23 protein-coding genes and 1 tRNA gene are annotated in these 21,980 nt (G+C 49.9%); 15 read left to right on the top strand and 9 right to left on the bottom strand.

Annotated elements, in window-relative coordinates:
* Positions 1–4 precede the first annotated feature (4 nt).
* The 3 genes from ACJAZW_RS05985 to ACJAZW_RS05975 all read right to left on the bottom strand — a co-directional run bounded on the left by ACJAZW_RS05985 (position 5) and on the right by ACJAZW_RS05975 (position 2,338).
* Positions 5–661 carry an amino acid ABC transporter permease gene (locus ACJAZW_RS05985; protein ID WP_415156049.1) on the bottom strand — a complete coding sequence of 219 codons (657 nt, stop codon included), beginning with the start codon at positions 659–661 and terminating at the stop codon, positions 5–7.
* An 18-nt stretch (positions 662–679) separates the two neighbouring features.
* Positions 680–1,327: an amino acid ABC transporter permease gene (locus ACJAZW_RS05980; RefSeq protein WP_415156047.1), complete on the bottom strand. Its 648-nt coding sequence runs from the start codon at positions 1,325–1,327 to the stop codon at positions 680–682.
* A 234-nt stretch (positions 1,328–1,561) separates the two neighbouring features.
* Positions 1,562–2,338 carry a transporter substrate-binding domain-containing protein gene (locus tag ACJAZW_RS05975; RefSeq protein ID WP_415156045.1) on the bottom strand — a complete coding sequence of 259 codons (777 nt, stop codon included), beginning with the start codon at positions 2,336–2,338 and terminating at the stop codon, positions 1,562–1,564.
* Positions 2,339–2,471: 133 nt separating this feature from the next.
* On the opposite strand from ACJAZW_RS05975, the gene ACJAZW_RS05970 reads away from it, so the two are divergent.
* Complete coding sequence (locus ACJAZW_RS05970; protein ID WP_415156043.1) at positions 2,472–3,440, top strand: LysR family transcriptional regulator; 969 nt, start codon at positions 2,472–2,474, stop codon at positions 3,438–3,440.
* A gap of 32 nt (positions 3,441–3,472) precedes the next feature.
* On the opposite strand, the gene ACJAZW_RS05965 is transcribed toward ACJAZW_RS05970, so the two are convergent.
* A tRNA-Arg gene (locus ACJAZW_RS05965) sits at positions 3,473–3,549 on the bottom strand.
* 199 nt (positions 3,550–3,748) lie between these two features.
* Between ACJAZW_RS05965 and ACJAZW_RS05960 the strand changes: the two genes are divergently transcribed.
* The 5 genes from ACJAZW_RS05960 (at position 3,749) to ACJAZW_RS05940 (ending at position 9,275) form a co-directional block, all read left to right on the top strand.
* Complete coding sequence (locus tag ACJAZW_RS05960; RefSeq protein WP_415156041.1) at positions 3,749–4,291, top strand: gluconokinase; 543 nt, start codon at positions 3,749–3,751, stop codon at positions 4,289–4,291.
* Between the two features lie 94 nt (positions 4,292–4,385).
* Positions 4,386–7,247, top strand: coding sequence for a DNA polymerase I (gene polA / locus ACJAZW_RS05955; RefSeq protein ID WP_415156039.1), 2,862 nt, complete (start codon positions 4,386–4,388; stop codon positions 7,245–7,247).
* Positions 7,248–7,362: 115 nt separating this feature from the next.
* Positions 7,363–7,983: an NYN domain-containing protein gene (locus ACJAZW_RS05950; RefSeq protein ID WP_415156037.1), complete on the top strand. Its 621-nt coding sequence runs from the start codon at positions 7,363–7,365 to the stop codon at positions 7,981–7,983.
* 6 nt (positions 7,984–7,989) lie between these two features.
* Positions 7,990–8,904 carry a homocysteine S-methyltransferase family protein gene (locus ACJAZW_RS05945; RefSeq protein ID WP_415156035.1) on the top strand — a complete coding sequence of 305 codons (915 nt, stop codon included), beginning with the start codon at positions 7,990–7,992 and terminating at the stop codon, positions 8,902–8,904.
* A gap of 167 nt (positions 8,905–9,071) precedes the next feature.
* Positions 9,072–9,275 carry a hypothetical protein gene (locus tag ACJAZW_RS05940; RefSeq protein WP_415156033.1) on the top strand — a complete coding sequence of 68 codons (204 nt, stop codon included), beginning with the start codon at positions 9,072–9,074 and terminating at the stop codon, positions 9,273–9,275.
* 19 nt (positions 9,276–9,294) lie between these two features.
* Here the strand turns inward: ACJAZW_RS05940 and ACJAZW_RS05935 are convergent, their stop codons facing one another.
* Together ACJAZW_RS05935 and ACJAZW_RS05930 are read right to left on the bottom strand one after the other, a co-directional pair.
* A complete protein-coding gene (locus tag ACJAZW_RS05935) occupies positions 9,295–9,714 on the bottom strand; it encodes a GNAT family N-acetyltransferase (RefSeq protein ID WP_415156031.1) in 420 nt (139 codons plus the stop codon).
* Positions 9,715–9,737: 23 nt separating this feature from the next.
* Complete coding sequence (locus ACJAZW_RS05930) at positions 9,738–11,012, bottom strand: MFS transporter (protein ID WP_415156029.1); 1,275 nt, start codon at positions 11,010–11,012, stop codon at positions 9,738–9,740.
* A 300-nt stretch (positions 11,013–11,312) separates the two neighbouring features.
* Here ACJAZW_RS05930 and ACJAZW_RS05925 point away from each other — a divergent pair, with 300 nt between their 5' ends.
* Together ACJAZW_RS05925 and ACJAZW_RS05920 are read left to right on the top strand one after the other, a co-directional pair.
* Complete coding sequence (locus ACJAZW_RS05925) at positions 11,313–11,894, top strand: cell wall hydrolase (protein WP_415156027.1); 582 nt, start codon at positions 11,313–11,315, stop codon at positions 11,892–11,894.
* 45 nt (positions 11,895–11,939) lie between these two features.
* Positions 11,940–12,704: a GNAT family N-acetyltransferase gene (locus tag ACJAZW_RS05920; protein WP_415156025.1), complete on the top strand. Its 765-nt coding sequence runs from the start codon at positions 11,940–11,942 to the stop codon at positions 12,702–12,704.
* A 3-nt stretch (positions 12,705–12,707) separates the two neighbouring features.
* Here the strand turns inward: ACJAZW_RS05920 and ACJAZW_RS05915 are convergent, their stop codons facing one another.
* From ACJAZW_RS05915 to ACJAZW_RS05905, 3 genes are all read right to left on the bottom strand, one after another.
* Complete coding sequence (locus ACJAZW_RS05915; protein ID WP_415156023.1) at positions 12,708–13,493, bottom strand: MerR family transcriptional regulator; 786 nt, start codon at positions 13,491–13,493, stop codon at positions 12,708–12,710.
* A 99-nt stretch (positions 13,494–13,592) separates the two neighbouring features.
* Positions 13,593–13,784: a hypothetical protein gene (locus tag ACJAZW_RS05910; protein ID WP_415156021.1), complete on the bottom strand. Its 192-nt coding sequence runs from the start codon at positions 13,782–13,784 to the stop codon at positions 13,593–13,595.
* A gap of 172 nt (positions 13,785–13,956) precedes the next feature.
* The gene (locus tag ACJAZW_RS05905) at positions 13,957–15,552 is read right to left on the bottom strand and encodes a phosphoenolpyruvate carboxykinase (protein WP_415156019.1); all 1,596 of its coding nucleotides are present in this window, start codon (positions 15,550–15,552) and stop codon (positions 13,957–13,959) included.
* A gap of 344 nt (positions 15,553–15,896) precedes the next feature.
* Here ACJAZW_RS05905 and ACJAZW_RS05900 point away from each other — a divergent pair, with 344 nt between their 5' ends.
* The 7 genes from ACJAZW_RS05900 (at position 15,897) to ahcY (ending at position 21,805) form a co-directional block, all read left to right on the top strand.
* The gene (locus ACJAZW_RS05900) at positions 15,897–16,607 is read left to right on the top strand and encodes a response regulator transcription factor (RefSeq protein ID WP_415156017.1); all 711 of its coding nucleotides are present in this window, start codon (positions 15,897–15,899) and stop codon (positions 16,605–16,607) included.
* A 5-nt stretch (positions 16,608–16,612) separates the two neighbouring features.
* Entirely contained in the window at positions 16,613–18,391 is a 1,779-nt protein-coding gene (locus tag ACJAZW_RS05895) for a stimulus-sensing domain-containing protein (protein WP_415156015.1), read from the top strand.
* A 9-nt stretch (positions 18,392–18,400) separates the two neighbouring features.
* Positions 18,401–18,871 (top strand): HPr kinase/phosphorylase, encoded by a 471-nt coding sequence (locus tag ACJAZW_RS05890; protein ID WP_415156013.1) that lies wholly within the window; start codon positions 18,401–18,403, stop codon positions 18,869–18,871.
* Positions 18,872–19,003: 132 nt separating this feature from the next.
* Positions 19,004–19,405, top strand: a complete 402-nt coding sequence (locus ACJAZW_RS05885; RefSeq protein ID WP_415156011.1) for a PTS sugar transporter subunit IIA — start codon at positions 19,004–19,006, stop codon at positions 19,403–19,405.
* Between the two features lie 11 nt (positions 19,406–19,416).
* A complete protein-coding gene (locus tag ACJAZW_RS05880; protein ID WP_415156009.1) occupies positions 19,417–19,737 on the top strand; it encodes an HPr family phosphocarrier protein in 321 nt (106 codons plus the stop codon).
* Between the two features lie 62 nt (positions 19,738–19,799).
* Positions 19,800–20,303, top strand: a complete 504-nt coding sequence (locus ACJAZW_RS05875) for a DUF2937 family protein (protein WP_415156007.1) — start codon at positions 19,800–19,802, stop codon at positions 20,301–20,303.
* A gap of 98 nt (positions 20,304–20,401) precedes the next feature.
* Positions 20,402–21,805 (top strand): adenosylhomocysteinase, encoded by a 1,404-nt coding sequence (gene ahcY / locus ACJAZW_RS05870; RefSeq protein WP_415156005.1) that lies wholly within the window; start codon positions 20,402–20,404, stop codon positions 21,803–21,805.
* The last annotated feature ends 175 nt before the right edge of the window (positions 21,806–21,980 follow it).

Here is a 21,980-nt window from a genome sequence, read left to right as displayed (position 1 = left end):
TAACTCAGCGGGAGGATGAAATGCGGCGTTCAATGCGGCGCTGCACCCATTCCATACCCAGGTTGATGGTGTAATAAAGCGCGGCGGCAAGCAGGTAGAACTCAAATGGTCGGTAGGTTTTACCGATCATGCGCTGAGCTGATAGCGTAAGTTCACTCACCCCAATCACCGAGACGAGCGCGCTGTCTTTAAGCAGTGCAATCATATTGTTGCCAATCGGCGGAATGACAGCCCGTACAGCCTGAGGAATGACCACTTTGCGCAAGGCCTGCCCGCGGCCCAATCCCAATGTGCGAGCTGCTTCCATTTGGCCTTTATCCACGGCAAGGATCGCCGTCTGTATCAGTTCAGAATTATAGACAGCGAAATGCAATCCAAGCCCGATAATGCCAGCCACAAAAGCTGGCAGGTCAATTCCTATTTGCACCAACCCGAAATAGATTAGGAAAAGTTGCAACAAAAGCGGCGTGCCCATGAACATCCATTCGATCAGGCGAAAGGGTTGCCGGACCAGCCATGGCGCATAGAGTGCGATCACCGCAAAAACGATGCCGCCAACAAAGCTTAGTAGTGAAGCTGCCAGCGTAATGCCGATGGTCCACAGACTTCCCAGCAACAATACATCCATGTATTTTGGAAGAATCGAAAAATCGAGCCCCATCTGTTTATCCTTTCCCGGTTATGTGATCTGCACTTTGCGGTCCAACCAAGTGACACCTCGGCCGGTAACATAAATGATGATCATGTAGAGAATGCCTGCGAGCAGGAACATTTCAAAAGGCTTGTAGGTCGAGCCGATATAGCGTTGCGCGGTGTAGGTCAGTTCAACAACCGAAATCGCCGCCACAAGCGCGGTTGCTTTAATGAGAGCGTTAATATTGACGCCAAGCGGGCGGACCATCAGCCGTGCTGACTGCGGTAGGATCACTTTGTACATCGCCTGCCATTGGCTAAGTCCAAGTGTTCGGGCTGCCTCGGCCTGACCCCGGTCAATAGAGATGATAGCGCCGCGGATCGTCTCCGTCATATAGGCGCCTGCATTGATCCCAAGACCAATAACGCCAGCCTGAAACGCATCTAGTTGGATGCCAATTTGCGGGCCACCGAAATATAAGATGAAAAGCTGAATTAGCGCAGGAGTGCCGCGAAATACACTGACATATGCCGTTCCGATAAATCGAAACGCTGCAAAGCGAGATAATCGCGCAAATGTGCCTAATGCTCCACAGATCAACCCCAGAATAGCGGTGAGAACCGACAGAATGATGGTCACCCATGCCGCCTCAACAAAAAATGGGTAGACCTTTTGCATCAGCTCAAAATCCATAACCTATCCTTTCGTTGACCGCTGCGAGTGGGATTTTTCCCGTCGCTCAATCTGTAAAACTCGTAGCCGAACCGACATAATCTTCTCAAAGAGTAGTCTGTTTGGGAACATTGTCACTGGTGAAGAGTATGCGTTACGTTTGTTGCGCAAAATGACAGTGGCCAAATGGTGACGTAACAAATATTCAAGAATTGTCCCGCCACCAATGGCGACGGGACAATTATGCATGGGCCGTTAGCGGATATCCGCACCAATCCATTTTTCGGCAAGTTCCAGATATGTGCCGTCTTCCATCATGGAATCAAGCGCCTTTTGCATTTCAGCAGCCAGCTCTGGGCTTCCTTCACGGATGGCAATGCCTGCACCAAATGGCGCGGTGTCCGGATCGTCAAACATTGCAAACGCTTGACCTTTTGCGGTCATAGCAAGTATGGCAGCAATTGAATCATTCACAATGGCATCCACGCGGCCATTTTCCAGTTCAAGCAGCAACTCAGGCAAGCCTTTGTAGGTGCTGATATTGTAACCCTTGGCGCGCGCCCAATCTTCGTGCGTTTCACCAAGTGTCAGCCCAACTTTTTTACCTTCCAGATCGGCAAGGCTCTTAATATTTGAGCCAGGCTTGGTGAAGATAGCCCGTTTGTCCGCATAGTATGGGCCAACGAAATCCACGACTTCATCACGTTCACTCGTGATGGTCATCGACCCAACGATCGCGTCATATTTGTTGGCCAAAAGCCCCCCAATAATGCCATCCCATGCTGTGGTCACGATTTCCGCTTCCAAACCCATACGCCGGGCTATTTCGGTCCCGATTGCTGGATCAAAGCCAACAACCTGATTCTCATCGTTCACGAAATTGAACGGAGGGTATGCGCCAGACATTGCGATGCGAATGACACCTTTTTCTTTCAAAATGTCCAGTTCTTCTGCAACGACGGGGGTCATCCCCATAGCAGCAAAGCCAACAGCGGCAACTGCAAATTTCAAAAAAGTACGACGAACGGTCATGTTTTCTCTCCCTTGTTGATTTCGCACCAGATGGGATTTGCCCCACGGATGCGTCGAATTCCAGAAAAGACACTTGCATGACACGAGATATTGCGCAAATAAATATACAACATCTTTAATATAGGTAAAATTTATGCATAACCCGTCCCATCATCGTTTCCCTTGGAACTTGGACTGGAACCTGCTGCGCACCTTCATGGTCGTGGTCGAGCAGCGTGGGATATCTAAAGCCGCAGACTTTTTGGGTCTGAAACAACCAACCATTTCGTTCGCGCTCAAGCGACTCGAGCGCGCCACAGAACAAATTTTGATTATTCGCAAGCCCAACGAATTCACCGTAACCCGGGCCGGACAAATTCTATACGCAGAGTGCGCGACAATTTTCGGCGCGGTGTCCCAGCTCCCCTCGCTAATGGATGCAGATAACAAAGAGTTGCGCGGACATCTATCAATTGCCATCACGAGCCATGTCATCTCCAAACACTTCGATGATTTTTTAGATCGATTCTCAAACGCGCACCCAAACGTTACCTACTCGTTTTCGGTCAGTGAAAGCGATGAGGTTGAGACGGTGATCGCGCAAAATCGCGCAAGCTTTGGCATTTGTTTGCTATCCAAATTGCCCAAAAGCTTGGATGCGTTGATCATTTATCGCGAATATTTTGGCCTATATTGTGGGGCGCGCCACCCACTTTTCAAGGCGCCAGTTATTCACCCCAAAGAGCTTGCGGGGGAACCCTTCGTTGCCTTTCAAACCGAAGCAGAAGGCGGCCCACTTGAGGCAATCTCTTTGTTGCGGGCACGGTTGGGACTCGCAAATACTTGGCGCGGCGTTTCGTCTAGTCTCAATGAAATCCGACGGATGATCATGTCAAACATCGGGATCGGTGCGCTGCCTATCCATGTTGCGGAACAAGATGTAGCCGCTGGGCATATTCGTCAATTGCCGCCATATGAAGATCTGCCGATGATCGATATTTACTTGATCAGCAACCCCACGCGGCGCAAATCAGATGCCGAGGCAATCTTTTTGACAGCAGTTGAGAAGGAGTTTTCTGCAATTGACATTTCAGAGCGCACATATGGTCCAACCGAAATCTGACCTATCCTTGCTAGGGTCTGAACTCAAAGCTATGGTGCACCCGACGAGATTCGAACTCATGACCTCTGCCTTCGGAGGGCAGCGCTCTATCCAGCTGAGCTACGGGTGCGTCTGCAAGAAGCAATTGCTGCTTCGTGAAACTGGCGCGAACTTAACCGAACCGCACGCGCTTCACAATGGGGATTTGTGCAAAAAAATCGGCTTTGACAGCACACAAAGCGGTTTGTTCATCTCGACCATGAATACTTTTCTGTTTAGGTACATTAAGCACATCAAAACAAACCACGAAAACAGGACATCAAGCAGCTATGACCACGGCGCGCCAAACGCAGACCGATCAGATCGGCAATCACAATCAAGCAATATTTGTGATTGGGGTGAGCGGCACGGGCAAGTCAACAATCGCCAAGGCATTATCGGACGCTATTGACGGTAATTTTCTGGATGCGGATGATTTCCATTCGGCTGACAATGTTGCATCAATGGCATCCGGTGTGCCGCTAACCGATGACATGCGGGCAGGGTGGTTGCAGGATGTTTGCGATGCGACATTGGCGCAAAATACCAACACAACGGTTGCATGCTCGGCCCTAAAGAAAATCTATCGCGACGCCATAAGAGCGCGTGTGGCCAATTGCAGATTTGTATTTTTGGATGTAAATACACAAGTGCTTGCCCAACGCATTGCAAGTAGAACAGCGCACTATATGCCTGTTGGTTTGCTCGCAAGCCAATTGCAAACGCTGCAATTGCCCGCACCAGACGAAACTGACATTGTGACAATTGACGGGACGTTGCCCATCAAAGCCATAATTCAAAAAGCCATAGTTTGGCACCAGCTTAGAGTTTGACGCCAACTCAATCCCCCATAGACCCAACTTGCTGATCCGATTAGATTGAACGACAAAACCGTTTTGATTCACGAGTGCTCTTAAGGGGATAAACATGCATTTGCTGTTGGTAGATGGCTCGACCTACATTTTTCGCGCCTATCATGGCTTGCCGCCACTTACCCGCAAATCCGATGGGTTGCCGGTTGGGGCCGTATCCGGCTTTTGCAATATGCTCTATAAGCTGACGCTGGATTTTGAAGCCGAGGAGATGGAAACGCCGACCCATATGGCGGTGATCTTTGACCATTCTGGCAAAACATTTCGCAATGAATTCTACCCTGAATATAAAGCGCATCGCCCGCCTGCGCCCGAAGATTTGGTGCCCCAATTTCCGCTGACCAGAGAGGCAACCCGTGCCTTTTCGATTTCTTCGGTTGAACAAAAAGGTTTTGAAGCGGATGACTTGATCGCCACTTATGCGCGTCAGGCGGAAGCCAAGGGCATGAATGTGACCATTGTTTCGTCCGACAAAGATCTGATGCAATTGGTCACAGATAAAATCTCCATGCTCGATACCATGAAAAACAAGTGGATCCGCGCAGAAGAAGTCTTTGAAAAGTTCGGCGTCGCCCCAAACAAGGTGATCGATATTCAATCGCTCGCCGGTGATAGCGTCGACAACGTGCCCGGTGTGCCCGGCATTGGCATAAAAACCGCAGCGCAACTGATCGCCGAATATGGTGACCTTGATACGCTTTTGGCCCGCGCTGGTGAGATCAAGCAAAACAAACGCCGAGAGAATCTGATCGAATTTGCCGACCAAGCGCGGGTGTCGCGTGATTTGGTGACGCTAAAAATCGACGTGCCGGTTGACGTGCAACTGGACGATTTTGTGCGCCAGCCGCTCGATGCAACACTGATTATTCCGTTCCTTAAAGCGATGGAATTCACCACCATCACCAAACGCGTCGCCGCCGCCATTGATGCAGATGCCGACGCGATTGATGCTGACGCATCGCTTGCGCCAGAACCTGCCCCTGAAGGCGCTGCCGCACCCACAACTGATGCGGGGGAAAACACGCCCTTGGCCCTGGCACAAAAAGTTGCGCTGGAACTTTGTGGGCTGCCGGTTGAACATGAGAAATATGAAATCGTGCGCATCATGGACGCGCTTGATGCTTGGATCGATAGGATCAAAGGCAAGGGTTATGTGGCTGTCGACACAGAAACAACCGGGCTCGACAATCAGCAAGCTGATTTGGTCGGCATTTGCCTGTCCACCGAAGTGGGCAATGGCTGTTACATTCCGCTCATTCACAAATCGGGTGAAGATGATTTGTTGGGTGGCGGCATGGCGCCGGACCAATTGCCAACCAAAGATGTCATCGCCAAACTCAAGCCCGTTTTTGAAGATCAGTCGATCCTCAAAATTGGTCAAAACATGAAATATGATATGGGCTTGTTGATGCGTTACGGCATTAATATGACCCCAATCGACGACACCATGTTGATGTCCTATGCAACCGATGGCGCGCGCAACAACGGCATGGATGCGCTAAGCGAAAAATGGCTCGACCACAAGCCGATAAAGTTTACCGATCTTGTTGGCACGGGTAAAAAACAAAAGACATTTGACCAAATTCCGATTGAGGATGCGGCCAAATATGCCGCAGAAGATGCAGACATTACGTTGCGATTGTGGAAGGTCCTAAAGCCACATATGGTGGCACAAAAAGCCGTCACGCTTTATGAAACCACAGAACGACCTTTGGTGCCTGTTCTGGCCCGCATGGAAGCGCGCGGTATTCATGTGGATCGGCAAATCTTGGCCCGACTGTCTGGTGATTTTGCGCAACGGGCCGCTGGTTTGGAAGCCGAAATTCACGAGCTGGCGGGCGAGCGGTTTAATGTGGGCTCACCCAAACAGTTGGGCGAAATCTTATTTGACAAAATGGGATTACCCGGCGGCAAAAAAACCAAAACCGGCGCGTGGCAAACCGGCGCTGGTGTGCTTGAGGATATGGCCATCGAAGGCAACGATCTTGCCAAATGTATTTTGGAATGGCGCGGCCTGTCCAAACTGAAATCAACCTACACAGATGCGCTCCCGACTTTTGTTAATCCAAATACAGGACGCGTACACACGTCGTATGCGCAAGCAGCGGTGGCAACTGGACGGCTGTCGTCGTCAGACCCAAACTTGCAAAACATTCCGGTGCGCACCGAAGACGGTCGAAAAATTCGCACAGCCTTTGTGGCAGGGTCGGGAAAGAAGTTGATTTCTGCCGATTATAGCCAGATCGAGTTGCGGGTGCTGGCGCACATTGCGGACATTCCTGAATTGAAAAAGGCTTTTGCGGATGGTTTGGATATTCACGCCATGACCGCATCTGAAATGTTCAACGTGCCGATTGAGGGCATGGACCCATCGGTACGACGTCGCGCCAAAGCCATCAATTTCGGCATCATCTATGGCATCTCAGCGTTCGGCCTCGCCAATCAGTTGGGCATTTCGCGCACAGAAGCCGGGGACTATATCAAGACCTATTTCGAACGCTTCCCCGGCATCAAAGACTATATGGAAGTCACCAAAAAATTCGTGCATGACAAAGGCTATGTGCAAACAATGTTCGGCCGCAAAGCCTTCTTCCCAGACATCAACACCAAAAATGCGGGCCATCGCTCATTCTATGAACGAGCCGCCATCAACGCGCCCATCCAAGGGTCAGCAGCAGACATCATCCGCCGCGCGATGATCCAAATGGAAGGCGTTTTAGAAGCGAAAAACGTCCCCGCCGAAATGTTATTGCAAGTGCATGACGAATTGATTTTTGAAGTGCCAGAAGGTGAAGCAGAAGCGGCGATCCCAGTGATTTCCCAAGTCATGATCGACGCGCCAATGCCCGCTATTTCCATGTCAGTGCCCTTGCAGGTGGATGCCCGCGCTGCGAACAATTGGAACGATGCGCATTAGATGTTTCGTTGACAAATCTGTGCGAAAAACGTATAAATTTTGTATTCCATCTGTAGGACTAGTCCGCAGATTGCAGGGCCCCGTAAGGGGCCTTTGCCTTTTTTGAGGTGGTTTTTTGAAAACAGCAATATTCATTGATGGATTCAACTTATATTATGGTTGCTTAAAAGGTTCAGCTTTCAAGTGGCTCGACTTGATGAAGCTTTTTCAGAATGTACTTATGCCGACCAATGAGATTGTCGATATTCACTATTTCACGGCTCAAATAAAACCAAAACCCGCAGATCCACAGGCACCTCAAAGGCAGCAGGCATATATCCGGGCATTGATGGCCACAACACCTGAGCTGCACGTTCATTATGGTCACTTTTTGAGACACAAAGTTCGAATGGAAAATGCGGCACCACCCCCCAACACGTTGGAAGTGATGAAAACGGAAGAAAAGGGATCTGATGTCAATCTAGCGGTAAACTTGCTAAATTCGGCGTGGCTGGATCATTTTGACTGCGCAGTTGTTGTTTCGAATGATAGCGACATGGCAGAAGGAATGAGGCTGGTAAAGCAGCACCACCCAAAGAAACTTCTGGGCTTGGTTACACCGGGGCGTTCTAAAACGTCACAGGAGTTGAGAAAACACGCTGATTTTGTTCGTACGATTAGATCGAGCGCACTCAGGAGGTCTCAACTACCTTTAACTATCAAAGGTACTAATCTAAAGAAGCCAAGGACTTGGTAGCTCACTTTGCCCATCCTTGAAAAACTCGACCGACCGCTCCTTTGTTACACTGGGATTGAAACAGATCTGATTTTCAATCAGGGCGTTGATTTGCCCGGATTTGCGACCTTTCCTCTGCTGGAAACGGACGAGGGGCGGGCGCTTTTGGCCACATCTTACATGGCGCAGGTTGATCTGGCGCGCGAGCTTGGCTGCGGTGTGATGTTTGAAAGCGTCACATGGGTCGCCAACAAAGATCGGGCTGCGCGGCTTGGACATGGGCCAAAGCTTCTCGAACAAATCAATATTGATGCCATCGATTTTATGCGTGACTTAAGCGATAATGTCGGCGACGTGCCGATTGTTTTGAGTGCACAAGTTGGACCACGTGGTGACGGGTACTTGCCCGAAAGTCACATGGATGACGAGGAAGCCGAGCACTATCATAGCGTGCAAATTGCGCAGTTGGCAAAAGCCAAACCAGACATTGTGAGCGCGTTCACCATCTCTTATCCAGAGGAAGCGATGGGCATCGTTCGCGCGGCCCAAAAACACGAATTGCCCATCGCCATTTCATTCACCGTTGAGACTGACGGCCTATTGCCGACGGGCATGCCCTTGGGGGAGGCGCTTGACGCGGTCGATGCGGCGACCGAAAATTATGCGGAATACTTTTTGATCAATTGCGCGCACCCGGAGCATTTTTTACCCAACTTGGATGACAGTCCCTGGATTAAGCGATTGGCGGGTGTGGTGGTCAATGCGTCGCGCTGTTCGCATGCAGAACTGGATAAATCCACAGAACTTGACGATGGTGACCCAAAAGAACTGGGGGCCTATATGGGGCTGATCAAAAACACCTATCCGCACATGAAGATTTTTGGTGGCTGTTGCGGCACCGACATGCGGCATATGCGCGAAATTGCCCAGGCTGTAATATAAGCAACTTCAATTACCATTTTACGCCCTTGGGCCAACCTGCGCCCGGAAGGTTGTTGGTGTATCTGAAAAGCTTTGTGGATGCGCTGCGCAATTGTTGACCTAGTTTTGTCCAAATCTTCGCCTATCGGTTTGTCACGCCCACACTCAAATAGTAACAGGCATCCAATATGCGACATCCGCTATGCATCATCAGTCTCGCGTTTTTCGGCCTAGCTGCGGCAAGTGGCATTGCGGAAAGCACCTTTTATGGTGGGGTCGACGAAAACAACGTCCTGCAAGAGAGTCTATTCCTGCCGCTGACTTTTATTTTCGCGGCAGGTGGAATTGTGTTTTTGGCCATGTTTGGATTACGAAAACTGCTCAAAAAATAATGAGACGACAAACAACGACCTAGATGTCTTGTTCATACAAATACATGGTTTGACCTTTTAGCCCGATAGCACGGTAAAAGCTGTTGCCTTCATGATTGTCAGTTTCTGTGGCCACCCAAAAGCTAACGCAACCTTCGGCTTTGGCCCAATCTGTAAGCGCTTCAAACAGTGCTTTTGCTATCCCTTTTCGCTTTTGCTCAGGGGCAACGCCCAAATTATCCACATAGAGATGCGGCGGTTCGTCGGGCTGAAAATGGATCATGCCGCGGATTTGCCCAACCACTTGATCATCAACAACCGCCACAATCAGCTTGTGATTGCTTTGCGCCAAATAGGCGTCCAGCTGTGGCGCGGCGATACCATAATCAAAAACATCATCAGTAACATTGGTCAAAAGCGCTTTATTGTTCGGGGTGATTTCAACAATATTCACTGTCATCGTTAAATCCTGTCAAAACAAAGCTACCTTGGGTCAAGCTCCAGTTTTCGGCGCGCCAATTGGGGTTGCAAGACAAGATATAGCGCTGAGATGGCAAAGCAATATGCGGCATAGAACCAACTTTGCGTTTCAAGGTTGATGCCTGCATCAATAAACGCGCCAGAAATTCCAGGGCCTGCCGCCGACGCGAAAACCATACCGGCAATCGCAAGCGAGCGAACAGCTCCTATGTGGGTTGTGCCATACATTTCAGCCCAAAGTGCGCCGATCACTGACGGGGTCATGCCAGTACCCATCGCCAATACCGTAAGGAAAACGGGTATTGTCCAAACGCTATCAAAGTTCGCCATGATGAGGCAGGCGACGCCCACAGGTAGCAAAAATACCGGCAGCAACTTATAGGCGTTAAACCTGTCCACAAGAAAGCCGGACAGGATCGACACTAAAACGCCGGTAATCGCCATGATGGGGAACCAAGCGGTGTAGGTTGTAACGTCCCATCCTTTAACGCCCACCAAGTGCGCTTGATGGAAAAAATATAGTGTACCCAAAGCTGGCAGCGTCATCGCACCAAGTATGAGCAACCAGAACAAAGGATCACGCAATACTGTGCTGCGCGTCCAGTGCGCACCCGTCAAAGCCGTCGTTTCAGCACTGTCCGGGTTAACGTCGCCGCGCGCCTTGGCTTTTTTGCCATCCGGTGGATCACGCAAAAACACAAGCACCAACGGCAGCATCACAATGATCAGAAACGCTGCAACAATGGCCCAAACATCGCGCCAACTGAGGCTGATCAGCGCCGTGGTGACGATAAAGGGCAACATGGCTTCACCCGCCGTATAGCCCATTTGCGAAAAGGCAAGCGCCCGCCCCCTAAATCGGTTGAACCAACGCGACATGGCGGTTTGCGCGATGTGCGGCAACATGCCTTGTCCGAAAAACCGCATCCCAAACAAAACCAAACATAAGACGACCCAGTTATTCACAAATGACATTGCTAACGCGGTCAGCGCCAACCCAACAAGGCAAATGACGCCCAAAAACCGGGGTGAATATTTGTCGGTAACATTGCCAATAAACGCGATTAGAACAGCACTGAACAGCGTTGCAAGTGTATAAAGCCCGGCGAACTGGCCGTCGGTAAGCTCAAAATAGGCCCGAATTTCGCGGTTAAACTGCGCGATAAACAACGTTTGCCCGCCCATCGAGGCGAAGGTCATCATAAAACCGGCGCCGATCCACTGCCATTGGCGTGACGACAATTCAGATAGCGGCGGGCTAGGCGACACGAGAGACATAATCAAACCTTTTGGGAGCACGCGTAGACAAAAAGCGGCGTATGGCTGAGCGGAGAATGGGGCGAATTGCACCAAGTATTGAATTGGTACGCCCTATTTAGAGAGCTGCCAAGCCCTAGAGTAGCTCCACGATTGCGCAAAAATTAAAGAAAAAGGTTGCGCAAATGCCACCATTTCCTATCAATTAACGAAATGTAAAAAAATGTGGTTAACCATGACTTAACAACGGGCTGGCTTCGCGTTAAAACAAAAACTATGTTGCAGCCAGCCGGTCGGGTTGGGGAATTTGGGATTTTGCTTGTGGTACGACTTTTAAAGCAATTCGGGTTGGCTTGTGCACTTGTGCTCCTTGCTGCATTGCCTGCTGCCGCTGAGCAGCAATCAACCCACCTCACACCACAATTGCTTTCCACTTATGCAAAAACCAAATTCACCCCGACCGCTGAAAAATTGAAAATAGCTCAAGCCGAAAAAGACTGCCTCACAAAAGCAGTTTACCATGAAGCACGGGGCGAACCCGAAGCTGGGCAATGGGCCGTAGCGCAGGTCATTCTTAACCGTGTCAAGTACGCCAAATACCCAAATACGGTTTGTGGTGTGGTTTATCAGAACGCGGACAAGCCCAATCGGTGCCAATTTTCGTTTGCCTGTGACGGCAAGTCGGATGTGGGCGGCAACGGCAACCGCATCGTTCGGGTCAGCTGGGTCAAAGCGGGCTTGATTGCAAATTATGCATACAAGCAATTCCAGCAGCAAAAGTCTGTAAATTTGTTGCCCGATACTACGTTATTTTATCATGCCAAGCGCGTTCAACCCAAATGGGCGTCTGCCTATCAAGAAGTTAAGCAAATCGGCGAACATATTTTCTATACACCACTCTGATCGGCTGCTAACTTTTCACTATAAATTGTTGAAAGGCCTGTAGTTATGTCCAACATTCAAAACCTTGAGCTTTGTTGGCAAGTTGAAGCCGCATGCGCTGCCGCATGGCCCGCGGAACAAATACAATCATGCCAAGGTTTTGAGTTTCGCCAAACCGTTGGCACCAAATCGCGACGTATTAATTCGGTAAATCCGACTTTCCAGCATCAACCCGTTGATGCCAAATTGCTTGATGCGGCAACAAATTTTTATGCAGCATGTGATCAAAACACCGTGTTTCGTGTGCCAGAAATGATCAGCGAACTCGACAATATTCTGGACTTAAATCATTTTGATGAAGCTCAGGCGCGCACCAAAACGCTGCTTGCCCCAACAATGTCTGGGTTTGAATGGCAGCAAGATGTGCAAATCACGACGCACCCAGAAGATCGATGGCTGCAATTTGCGCTGGAACGGGCGGATTTCTCAGCGGACAGTCATGTGTGGTTCCGCCAAGCATTGCTCAATATCGGTTACCCCATTTTGTTCGCACATATCGAAGAAGACCAAGAACTTGCCGCTATTGCGTACGCTGTGGTGATTGGCGACATCGCAATTGTTGAATCAGTAGAAACAGCGCCAAAGTTTCGCCGTCAGGGCCGTGCCGCCAAACTGTTGTCCAGTTTGCTTGCCAAATGCAAAAGGTTGGGTGCCACCAAAGCCGCATTGCAAGTGGTGGCACAAAACACCGCTGCGCGCGCTCTTTACAAAAAACTTGGCTTTTCGACAGAGCTATATGACTACCATTATCGGACCAAACCAATAAAATAGGAACTAGCGCAAACACCTATTGGCAAAGCTAGCCATCGCCCCACCCAAATATTCTGTGAAGCCGGGCGCTAACGCTTCGTACCGTGCAATGAAATCGGGGTGGCTTTGATACATTTGCGACAGCCCGATGTACGAAGGATGGTCTGGTTGTCTGCCCCACCATTTTGCCACCCAATTGCGGTGGCGTGTTATCGCTTCGTCCAAAGCTGGGTCATCGCAAGCAATGCCACCCTGTAGCGCAAGTATTATTTCGCTCTCTATGTCCTGAAGCTCTGCCATCCGCTGGGCGATCAGCTGTTCCCTGCCGCCAACCGCGTCGGTTTCAATCTTGGTGCGGGCCGCGTCGATGCTCTGTTTCATATCCCGCCCATGATTATCAATCAGCCATTGCTCATGCTCGTGTTGCTTTTCTTCAGAAAAGCCTTTGTAAAGATCTTCCACTTTCATCTTCTCATTCCCCAATAACTCATCGATTGTGCGGTCAATCGTATTAATGAGTTGGTTTTGGCGACGCGCTTGCATTTGCAATTGTTTCTTGTGCTCAATCAGCACCTGGGCACGTTCAGCTTCGGAGTTTTTCAGCGCTTTGGCGATATTGCTCAAACTCAATCCCATGTCCTTAAAGAACAGAATTTGTTGTAATTTCACCAATTCATCGCGCGTGTAGTACCGATAGCTATTTTCGCCAATGTAGGCAGGTTCAAGCAAGCCGATTTGGTCGTAATGGTGCAGCGTGCGCACAGAAACGCCCGCCATTTGTGCAACCTGTTTAACCCTATAGCTAAGCATAACCCTTTTCCTTCCGCTGAAAAGAGAAATAGCCCCTTACGCAACGTCAGGGTCAAGCCACAAATTTGAGAAAATAGAGATGAGTTTTTGCGGGCCTATCTAGCGTCGCTTTAAGCCAATCGCGATTGACATCACAATGCCAGCAGCAGTCCAAAGGGCGATATTTTGAAGAATGAATTCTATGTCGATCGGCCGATCAAGAACAAACACGCTGGCCAGCCCAAAAAGAACGCCAGTAAAAACGGCCCAAAATGCCCCAAATGCCCAGTCTGCTCGTGCCAAAACGCTCATAATAATACCTCTAAAAATACGCTGCCGCATTATGGTTAACAAACCAAAAACGGCGAAATACAATATACTGTTAAATGACTAGCAGAATGGGGAGGTCATGTCGACAAAAAATGGTGCGAGCCGGGGGCGTACCCCCAAGCTCTGAGTATGAAATAGTTAGTTCTACTTAGCCCTAAGCCGCATTGCTCAGGCTTGGTCCTGCATCTGCCAATTCTTCAGCACTTGCCCCAAATTTTGCAAAATTGTCTTCGAACAACTTGACCAATTTGGCGGCTTGCTCGTCATAGGCATTGCCATCTTCCCAAGTGGTGCGTGGCTCAAGCAGGCCAGCATCGATGCCCTCCACTATGGTGGGGACTTCAAAGCCAAATATGGGGTCAACGCGCATCGGTGTGTTGATCAACTCGCCAGACAAGGCGCTTGTCAGCAACGTGCGGGTGTCTTTGATTGATATGCGCTCACCAACCCCATAAGGGCCACCGGTCCAACCCGTGTTCAGCAACCAACATTCGGCAAGGCTTTCGCCAAGTTGCTTTTTCAACATTTTGCCATAAACGCTGGGATGCAGCGACATAAAGGGTGCGCCAAAGCAGGCTGAAAATGTTGCTTGTGGCTCGGTAATGCCACGCTCGGTGCCTGCCACCTTGGCCGTGTAACCCGATAAGAAGTGGTAAATCGCTTGGTCAGGTGTCAGCCTTGCAATAGGCGGTAAAACGCCAAATGCATCAGCGGTGAGCAAAATCACAGACTTTGGCGTCGGCCCTATGCCCGTGCGGCTCACATTGTCCAAAGCGGTTAATGGGTATGCGGCGCGGGTGTTTTCAGTTTTTGACCCATCGTTGAAATCTGGCTTCAAGGTTTCTTCGTCAAGCACCACATTTTCAAGCACAGTGCCGAAACGCTCGGTGGCACCAAAAATTTCAGGCTCCGCATTGCGTGACAATTTAATGGTTTTGGCGTAGCAGCCGCCTTCAAGGTTAAACACCCCATCGGCATGCCAGCCATGTTCATCATCGCCAATCAAAGTGCGCTCAGGATCTGTCGACAAAGTCGTTTTGCCCGTTCCTGACAGGCCAAAAAATAGCGCGGTGTCACCATCTTTGCCGATATTAGCAGAGCAATGCATCGGCAAAACGCCTCTTTGGGGCGCGTGAAAGTTGAACAATGAGAACACAGATTTTTTGATTTCACCAGCATAGGCTGTACCGCATATGAGCACCATATTGCGGCTAAAATCCAAAAGAATAGCTGTTTCTGACCGTGTGCCATGGCGCGCTGGATCTGCCTTAAAGCTTGGCAAATGGACAATCGTCACGTTTGATTCAAAGTTACCCAAAGCGGCGAGCGCCGGGCGGATCAGCAAATTGCGAATGAATAAGGCATGCCAAGCGTTCTCAGTGAAAACTTCGACGTTCAACTGATGCGAGACGTCAGCACCCGCGTAAAGCTGCTGCACAAATAATTCTTTGTCTTTTGCAGCGTCCAGCATGTCGCCAAGCAGTAAATCAAACTGTTCTGTTGACGCAGCTTTTGCATTGTCCCACCACACGGTGTCATGGGTTAGCGCGTCATCAACAATATATTTGTCTTGCGCTGAGCGGCCAGTATGTTGACCGGTGTCGGCAACCAACGCGCCATCGGCGCTAAATACAACTTCATCGCGCTTTACCGCAAGCGATGCCAAAACAGGCGCCTTGTCATTGTAAGAAAGCGATTTTGCATTCGCTTGAATGGTCTGATTAATTTCCCGCCGTGTGATGGTGCTCATCGGGCTGATCCTGCTGTCATTCGTGAAACATGCCGAAATAAGGAGAAATTTTCCTGTTCGGTCAAAAGAACCTAGGGTTTTTATCCGCAAATTTCCATCTGGCGATAGGTCGTACGACCTTTGTCTAACCCAGCTAAATGTATAAAATATATGGTAAATTTTACAGATTCGCTCACATGATGTACATGTGTCAAATGTGGTAACTTGTCTTGCATATCGATGTATGGGGAAAGTTAATCAGTCTAACAGGTCACAATTTGTGCGCAATTGTCGGTGCAATGAACAAGCAATGTTGATTTTTCATTTGCCGCCAATCATATATGATGTGGCCGGAAGGAATAAATATGCCAAAAATCGCTCTTGTTGATGATGACCAAAACATTCTCGCCTCGGTTGCCATGACCTTGCAGGCAGAAGGATACCAAGTCAGCACCTATACCGATGGCGCATCCGGCCTTGAAGGGCTAACCTCTGACATGCCGGATTTGGCGATCTTGGACATCAAAATGCCCCGTATGGATGGCATGGAATTGTTGCGACGCCTGCGGCAGAAATCGGATATTCCGGTGATCTTTTTGACCTCTAAAGATGATGAGATTGACGAGTTGTTTGGCCTTAAAATGGGCGCCGACGATTTCATCACTAAACCGTTCTCGCAGCGTTTGCTGGTCGAGCGGGTGAAGGCAATTTTGCGTCGCGGGCAAGCGCGCCCGGAAGGCAACAGCCAAAACTCAGACGGCTCGCCCTCCAAGTCAGTGCTTGAACGCGGTCGGCTCGCCATGGATCAAGAACGCCACACGTCAACCTGGGACGCAAAGAATGTGACGCTGACTGTGACGGAGTTTTTAATTCTTTTTGCACTCGCCCAACGTCCCGGTGTCGTAAAAAGCCGCGACAGCTTGATGGATGCAGCTTATGACGATCAAGTTTACGTGGATGACCGCACCATCGACAGTCACATTAAACGTCTACGCAAGAAATTCCGTGTCGTTGATGCTGAATTTGACATGATTGAGACATTGTACGGCGTTGGTTATCGCTTTAAGGAGCAATAGGCATTTTGACCCCAGAGAGGGCCTCCTCCCATTCCACAACGGAACAACCGGAAAAACTGCAAGATGCGGCGACCGGAAAAAAAGCGTCTGGGCGCCCTAAATCTGTGATTTCCACATTGCTGCACCCGTTGCAACGGTTGTTCGGCTACACCATATTTTCCTCGCTTACGCGCCGAATTGTGGTGCTTAACCTTGCCGCTCTCGCCGCGCTGGTGATTGCGATTCTGTATCTCAACCAATGGCGCGCTGGACTGATCGATGCGCGCGTTGATAGTTTGCGCGTGCAGGGCGAAATTATTTCTGGGGCGATTGCCGCCTCGGCTTCCGTGGATTCCGATGTTATCACCGTCGATCCGGATAAATTCTTGCAATTGCAAGGGGATGACCCCGCGTCAACGCTGAGCTTTTTCGATCAATCGCTTGAATTTCCCATAAATCCAGAACGCGTCGCCCCGTTGCTGCGCAACCTCATTACCCCCACTGGCACCCGCGCTCGGATTTATGATCGATCCGGATTATTGATACTGGACAGCGATAATATTTATGCACGCGGTGACGTATTGCGCCAAATTTCGGGCTCAGTGGACGACGAAGTTTTGTTTTTTGTTGATTGGTGGAACAGGTTTTTCCGCTGGCTGCGCGCGGGCGAATTCCCGCGTTATCAAGAATATTCCGGTGCGGAGGGCTTGAAATATCCTGAAGTAAAATCCGCGCTTGGCGGTTCAACCGCTTCAATTGTGCGTGTTGACGTCAATGATCGGCTGGTGGTGTCCGTGGCCGTGCCGGTGCGACGGCTGAAAACCAATGTGGGGGTGCTTTTGTTGTCCACTGCGCCGGGCGATATTGATCATGTGGTGGAGAAAGAGCGCTGGAACGTCTTCAAGATTTTTTTAATCGCGGCCTCCATCACCACCATTATGTCACTTTTGCTTGCAGGAACGATTGCGGGCCCAATGCGACGTTTGTCGGCAGCAGCGCAACGTGTTCGCACCTCCATGACCGCGCGCGAGGAGATCCCAGACTACACACATCGGCCAGATGAAATAGGACATTTGTCCGGATCCCTACGCGACATGACAGACGCGCTTTACAACCGCATCGAAGCTATTGAAAGTTTTGCGGCCGATGTTGCCCATGAACTCAAAAACCCATTGACGTCTTTGCGCAGTGCGGTGGAAACACTGCCCGTGGTTAAAAACGACGAAGATCGTTCGCGCCTGACCACGATTATTCAACATGATGTCAGGCGACTTGATCGATTGATCACCGACATTTCCAAGGCCTCGCGTTTAGACGCGGAACTGGCTCGAGAACAATTTGGTGAGGTCAATATTTCAGGGTTGGTGTCAACAATTGTGGATATCCAGTCGGAAACTGCGGCGAAACGCCAAGTCAAGATCAACTTTGTCGACCAACTCAAGCTCAACCAACAACTCATCCCCGGTCATGACGGGCGCTTGGCTCAGGTCCTGACCAACTTGATTGATAATGCTGTTTCTTTTTCGCCCGAAGGCGCTATTGTTAACATAGAGCTGAATCGTTTGGGCAAAATGGTGAACATCATCGTCAAAGACCAGGGCAGCGGTATTCGCGGCGAAACCGATCAAATTTTTAAGCGGTTCTATACAGACCGACCATCCAGCGATGGTTTTGGCAATCACTCGGGTTTGGGCCTATCAATTTCGCAACAAATTGTTGAGGCTCATCGCGGTACAATCAGCGTTCAAAACAGGCAAGATCGATCAGGGGCAGAGTTTACAGTCTGTCTCCCAACAACCACTTAGAGGCCAACTATGTCTAAAAAAACTGAAAACGTCTTTGGAACTGGTATAACTTATGACGGGTATGGCATCTTGCTGCGCGGCCAATCTGGCGCCGGAAAATCTTTGTTGGCCCTGGATTTGTTGGACCGCGCTGAAACGCAAGGGCTTGAGGCTTTTCTCATTTCAGATGACCGGGTATTGTTGCATGTTGAAGATGGTGCGGTGATATGTAAGTCCCCGCCACAGATCGCAGGTCAAATCGAGTTGCGCGGATGCGGCGTTATTGAACGGGCAACAACAGAGCAGACCAAGGTAAATCTGGTGATCGACTTGCTCAACGAGCTGGATAGAATGCCGGAAAACGAAGAATTTGAAACAGAATTGATGGGCGTAAAAATTCCGCGTTGCCCGGTGCCCATTCGTTCATTAATTGATAGCGTGCACCAACGATTGTTGGTAATTGAGGCGATCAAACGTGTCCAACAAGCAGAAAACAGTTAACGCTGATATTTTTGAAGGTTGGCGCGTTGAGGTAAGCGACATAGCGCCGATTTTGACTTGCGTGCAACCGCTTGGTCGGCAAAACTAACAATATATAAGAAGATCGACGTCGTTGAATGAGGAGCGTCATATATGATTGGCATGGTGTTGGTAACACATGGCAGACTTGCGGACGAATTTCGTTCCGCACTTGAGCATGTGGTTGGACCGCAAGAACAATGCGTAGCCGTAAGCATCGGGCCTGATGATGATATGGAAATGCGCCGCCAAGATATCTTGGACGCTGTGCACAGTGCAGATAGCGGCGAGGGTGTGGTTATTCTGACGGACATGTTTGGTGGCACACCGTCAAACCTGGCCATTTCAGTGATGGAAAACCGTGAAGTTGATGTGATCGCTGGGGTCAATTTGCCCATGCTGGTTAAGCTGGCACGTGTCCGCCTTGATATGAATATGCGTGATGCGGTACATGAAGCCCAAGAGGCTGGGCGCAAATATATCAACGTTGCCAATGATGTGCTGGGTGGTGTTTAATCATAACCATCATGCCCAATTCTTGCCAACCAGAAAAAGCATTTGGACAGCGCTTAACGATTGTAAATCAGCGCGGCCTGCATGCACGCGCATCTGCTCGATTTGCACGAACGGCTGAGTGTTTTAGGGCAGACATTTCAGTAACCCGCGATGGGGTGACGGTTGGTGGTTGCTCCATCATGGGATTGATGATGTTGGGCGCAGGACCAGGATCGACAGTACTGGTCCAGTCAAAAGGCCCGCAAGCCCGAGAAGCCCTAGAAGCAATTGTGGCGCTGGTGGAAGCTGGGTTTGACGAAGATACCGATGGGGTTGAAGTCAAGCAGGCTTAGCCCTTGCACACGCCATCAACGCGATAACTTTTTTCCACGGTGACGAACGTTGCGAGGAACTGATGCGATCACCTTTTTTGTTGGTTGGGGCTTTGGCCGGTGGTTTAACCGCGTCTCAATATCCTGAATATACACAGCAATATCAGCAACGCTTGGGTGGGGCGGTTGAAGAGCTTGGGGTCGTGATTGAAAATTTTGACCAAGATGCGGCCAACCAAGGTCTCAACCGCGATCAGGCCCTCGCCCGCTACGATGCGTCCACAGATCAGTTTTTGATTGAGCGCGGCCTGTCAATTTCTCAAACAATTGCCCGGTTTGAGAACCTGAAAGCCCATCAACAAGCTCTCATTGATGCAGGGCCTGTGGAACAATTCACCGCCTTCGCAAGCCATTTGGATCCAAAACTCCTGTCGGATACAATGAATAGTTACAAACCTGCGGTGCCGGTTACCCCATCAGGGCTGACATTTTTGGGGCTCGGATTGCTTATTGGCTGGGGATTGTTCCGTTTTGTTTGGGGTATATTTGCATGGCCGTTCCGTCGCCGGGTGCGCATTTCACGCTGACCAGCATTGGGGATATAAATATTTCTTTATGTCTTTATTGAATAGTAAAGAATGAACGCGTATGAATGGCGGCAATTGGGTTCAATAGGAGACGCGCCATGAGCGGCTTAACACAAGAATATGCGGTAAAAGATCTTTCACTGGCTCAGTGGGGACGTACTGAAATTGAGATGGCAGAGATCGAAATGCCAGGTCTGATGGCCATCCGCAAAGAATTTGCAGCAGCGCAGCCCCTAAAGGGCGCGCGGATTGCAGGTTCGTTACACATGACCATTCAAACAGCTGTGCTGATTGAAACGCTTGTCGCGCTGGGCGCTGACGTGCGCTGGGCATCCTGCAACATCTTTTCAACTCAAGACCACGCTGCGGCGGCTATGGCAGCGGCAGGCATTGCCGTGTTTGCGCATAAGGGCGAAACGCTGGAAGAATACTGGGACTTTGCAGACCGCATCCTTGATTGGGGCAATGGCGAGACCGCCAACATGATCCTTGATGATGGTGGCGACGCGACAATGTTGGTGCTCACCGGGGCAAAAGCGGAAACCGATCCAACAGTGTTGGATCACCCAAAAAGCGAAGAAGAAGAATATTTCTCCGCCCAGGCCAAAAAACGTATCGCTGCAAACCCGGGCTTTTATTCAAAAGTCCGCGAAAACCTGCGCGGCGTTTCTGAGGAAACAACCACAGGTGTGATGCGCCTTTATCAATTGGCAGAGCGTGGCGAATTGCCGTTTCCAGCCATTAACGTCAATGACAGTGTCACCAAATCTAAGTTCGACAACAAATATGGTTGTCGTGAAAGCTTGGTGGATGCGATCCGTCGTGGCACCGACGTTATGATGGCTGGCAAAGTGGCAATCGTTTGTGGCTATGGCGATGTGGGCAAAGGCTCAGCCCAATCATTGGCCGGTGCAGGCGCGCGCGTCTTGGTGACAGAAGTTGATCCAATCTGCGCGCTGCAAGCAGCGATGGATGGTTTTGAAGTTGTAACCTTAGACGACGCTGCTGAGCGGGCTGACATCATAGTTTCATGTACGGGCAACAAAGGCATCGTAACAATGGATGCGATGCGTCGCCTTAAAGACATGGCAATCGTTTGCAATATCGGACATTTTGACAATGAAATTGAAGTTGCCGAATTGCAAAACTTCAAATGGACAAATGTAAAACCGCAAGTGGATATCGTGCACCTTAGCGAAGACAGTCGGATCATATTGTTGTCCGAAGGTCGCCTTGTTAATCTTGGCAACGCAACGGGGCATCCAAGCTTTGTCATGAGTGCTTCATTTGCCAACCAAACATTGGCGCAGATCGAATTGTGGACCAAAGCAGAGAATTACGACAACGCGGTTCATGTGCTACCAAAGCATCTGGACGAAAAAGTTGCGGAATTGCATTTGGAAAAACTCGGTGCCAAGCTGACAAAGCTCACAAAAGAACAAGCCGACTATATTGGCGTGCCAAAAGATGGCCCATTCAAACCAGAGCAATATCGCTACTAAAACTGCGATTGCGATTCATTCGCAGAACATTTCAAGATCAGGGTGGCCTCGTGCCACCCTTTTTTGTTCATGGTCGCATTTAGACTCTTGTTGCCAGATTCGCACAGGGGCTATGGTTGGGTGATTCGATTTGGCGGCAAATTCGTATTTTATTCGATTGAGGGGCAAAACATGG

The organism is Maritalea sp. (assembly GCF_047634455.1).
In the GTDB taxonomy this organism is placed as follows: domain Bacteria; phylum Pseudomonadota; class Alphaproteobacteria; order Rhizobiales; family Devosiaceae; genus Maritalea.
This window is presented reverse-complemented; position numbering and strand designations above follow the sequence as displayed.

Bases quoted from the DNA above. Each gene is read 5' to 3' on its own strand.
- ACJAZW_RS05980 (WP_415156047.1), bottom strand. From the start codon at position 1,327: ATGGATTTTGAGCTGATGCAAAAGGTCTACCCATTTTTTGTTGAGGCG.
- ACJAZW_RS05910 (WP_415156021.1), bottom strand. From the start codon at position 13,784: ATGAGCGTTTTGGCACGAGCAGACTGGGCATTTGGGGCATTTTGGGCC.
- ACJAZW_RS05935 (WP_415156031.1), bottom strand. From the start codon at position 9,714: ATGACAGTGAATATTGTTGAAATCACCCCGAACAATAAAGCGCTTTTG.
- ACJAZW_RS05880 (WP_415156009.1), top strand. From the start codon at position 19,417: ATGCCCAATTCTTGCCAACCAGAAAAAGCATTTGGACAGCGCTTAACG.
- ACJAZW_RS05875 (WP_415156007.1), top strand. From the start codon at position 19,800: ATGCGATCACCTTTTTTGTTGGTTGGGGCTTTGGCCGGTGGTTTAACC.
- ACJAZW_RS05940 (WP_415156033.1), top strand. From the start codon at position 9,072: ATGCGACATCCGCTATGCATCATCAGTCTCGCGTTTTTCGGCCTAGCT.
- ACJAZW_RS05905 (WP_415156019.1), bottom strand. From the start codon at position 15,552: ATGAGCACCATCACACGGCGGGAAATTAATCAGACCATTCAAGCGAAT.
- ACJAZW_RS05930 (WP_415156029.1), bottom strand. From the start codon at position 11,012: ATGTCTCTCGTGTCGCCTAGCCCGCCGCTATCTGAATTGTCGTCACGC.
- ACJAZW_RS05920 (WP_415156025.1), top strand. From the start codon at position 11,940: ATGTCCAACATTCAAAACCTTGAGCTTTGTTGGCAAGTTGAAGCCGCA.
- ACJAZW_RS05900 (WP_415156017.1), top strand. From the start codon at position 15,897: ATGCCAAAAATCGCTCTTGTTGATGATGACCAAAACATTCTCGCCTCG.
- polA (WP_415156039.1), top strand. From the start codon at position 4,386: ATGCATTTGCTGTTGGTAGATGGCTCGACCTACATTTTTCGCGCCTAT.
- ACJAZW_RS05885 (WP_415156011.1), top strand. From the start codon at position 19,004: ATGATTGGCATGGTGTTGGTAACACATGGCAGACTTGCGGACGAATTT.
- ACJAZW_RS05915 (WP_415156023.1), bottom strand. From the start codon at position 13,493: ATGCTTAGCTATAGGGTTAAACAGGTTGCACAAATGGCGGGCGTTTCT.
- ACJAZW_RS05985 (WP_415156049.1), bottom strand. From the start codon at position 661: ATGGGGCTCGATTTTTCGATTCTTCCAAAATACATGGATGTATTGTTG.
- ACJAZW_RS05960 (WP_415156041.1), top strand. From the start codon at position 3,749: ATGACCACGGCGCGCCAAACGCAGACCGATCAGATCGGCAATCACAAT.
- ahcY (WP_415156005.1), top strand. From the start codon at position 20,402: ATGAGCGGCTTAACACAAGAATATGCGGTAAAAGATCTTTCACTGGCT.
- ACJAZW_RS05890 (WP_415156013.1), top strand. From the start codon at position 18,401: ATGTCTAAAAAAACTGAAAACGTCTTTGGAACTGGTATAACTTATGAC.
- ACJAZW_RS05975 (WP_415156045.1), bottom strand. From the start codon at position 2,338: ATGACCGTTCGTCGTACTTTTTTGAAATTTGCAGTTGCCGCTGTTGGC.
- ACJAZW_RS05970 (WP_415156043.1), top strand. From the start codon at position 2,472: ATGCATAACCCGTCCCATCATCGTTTCCCTTGGAACTTGGACTGGAAC.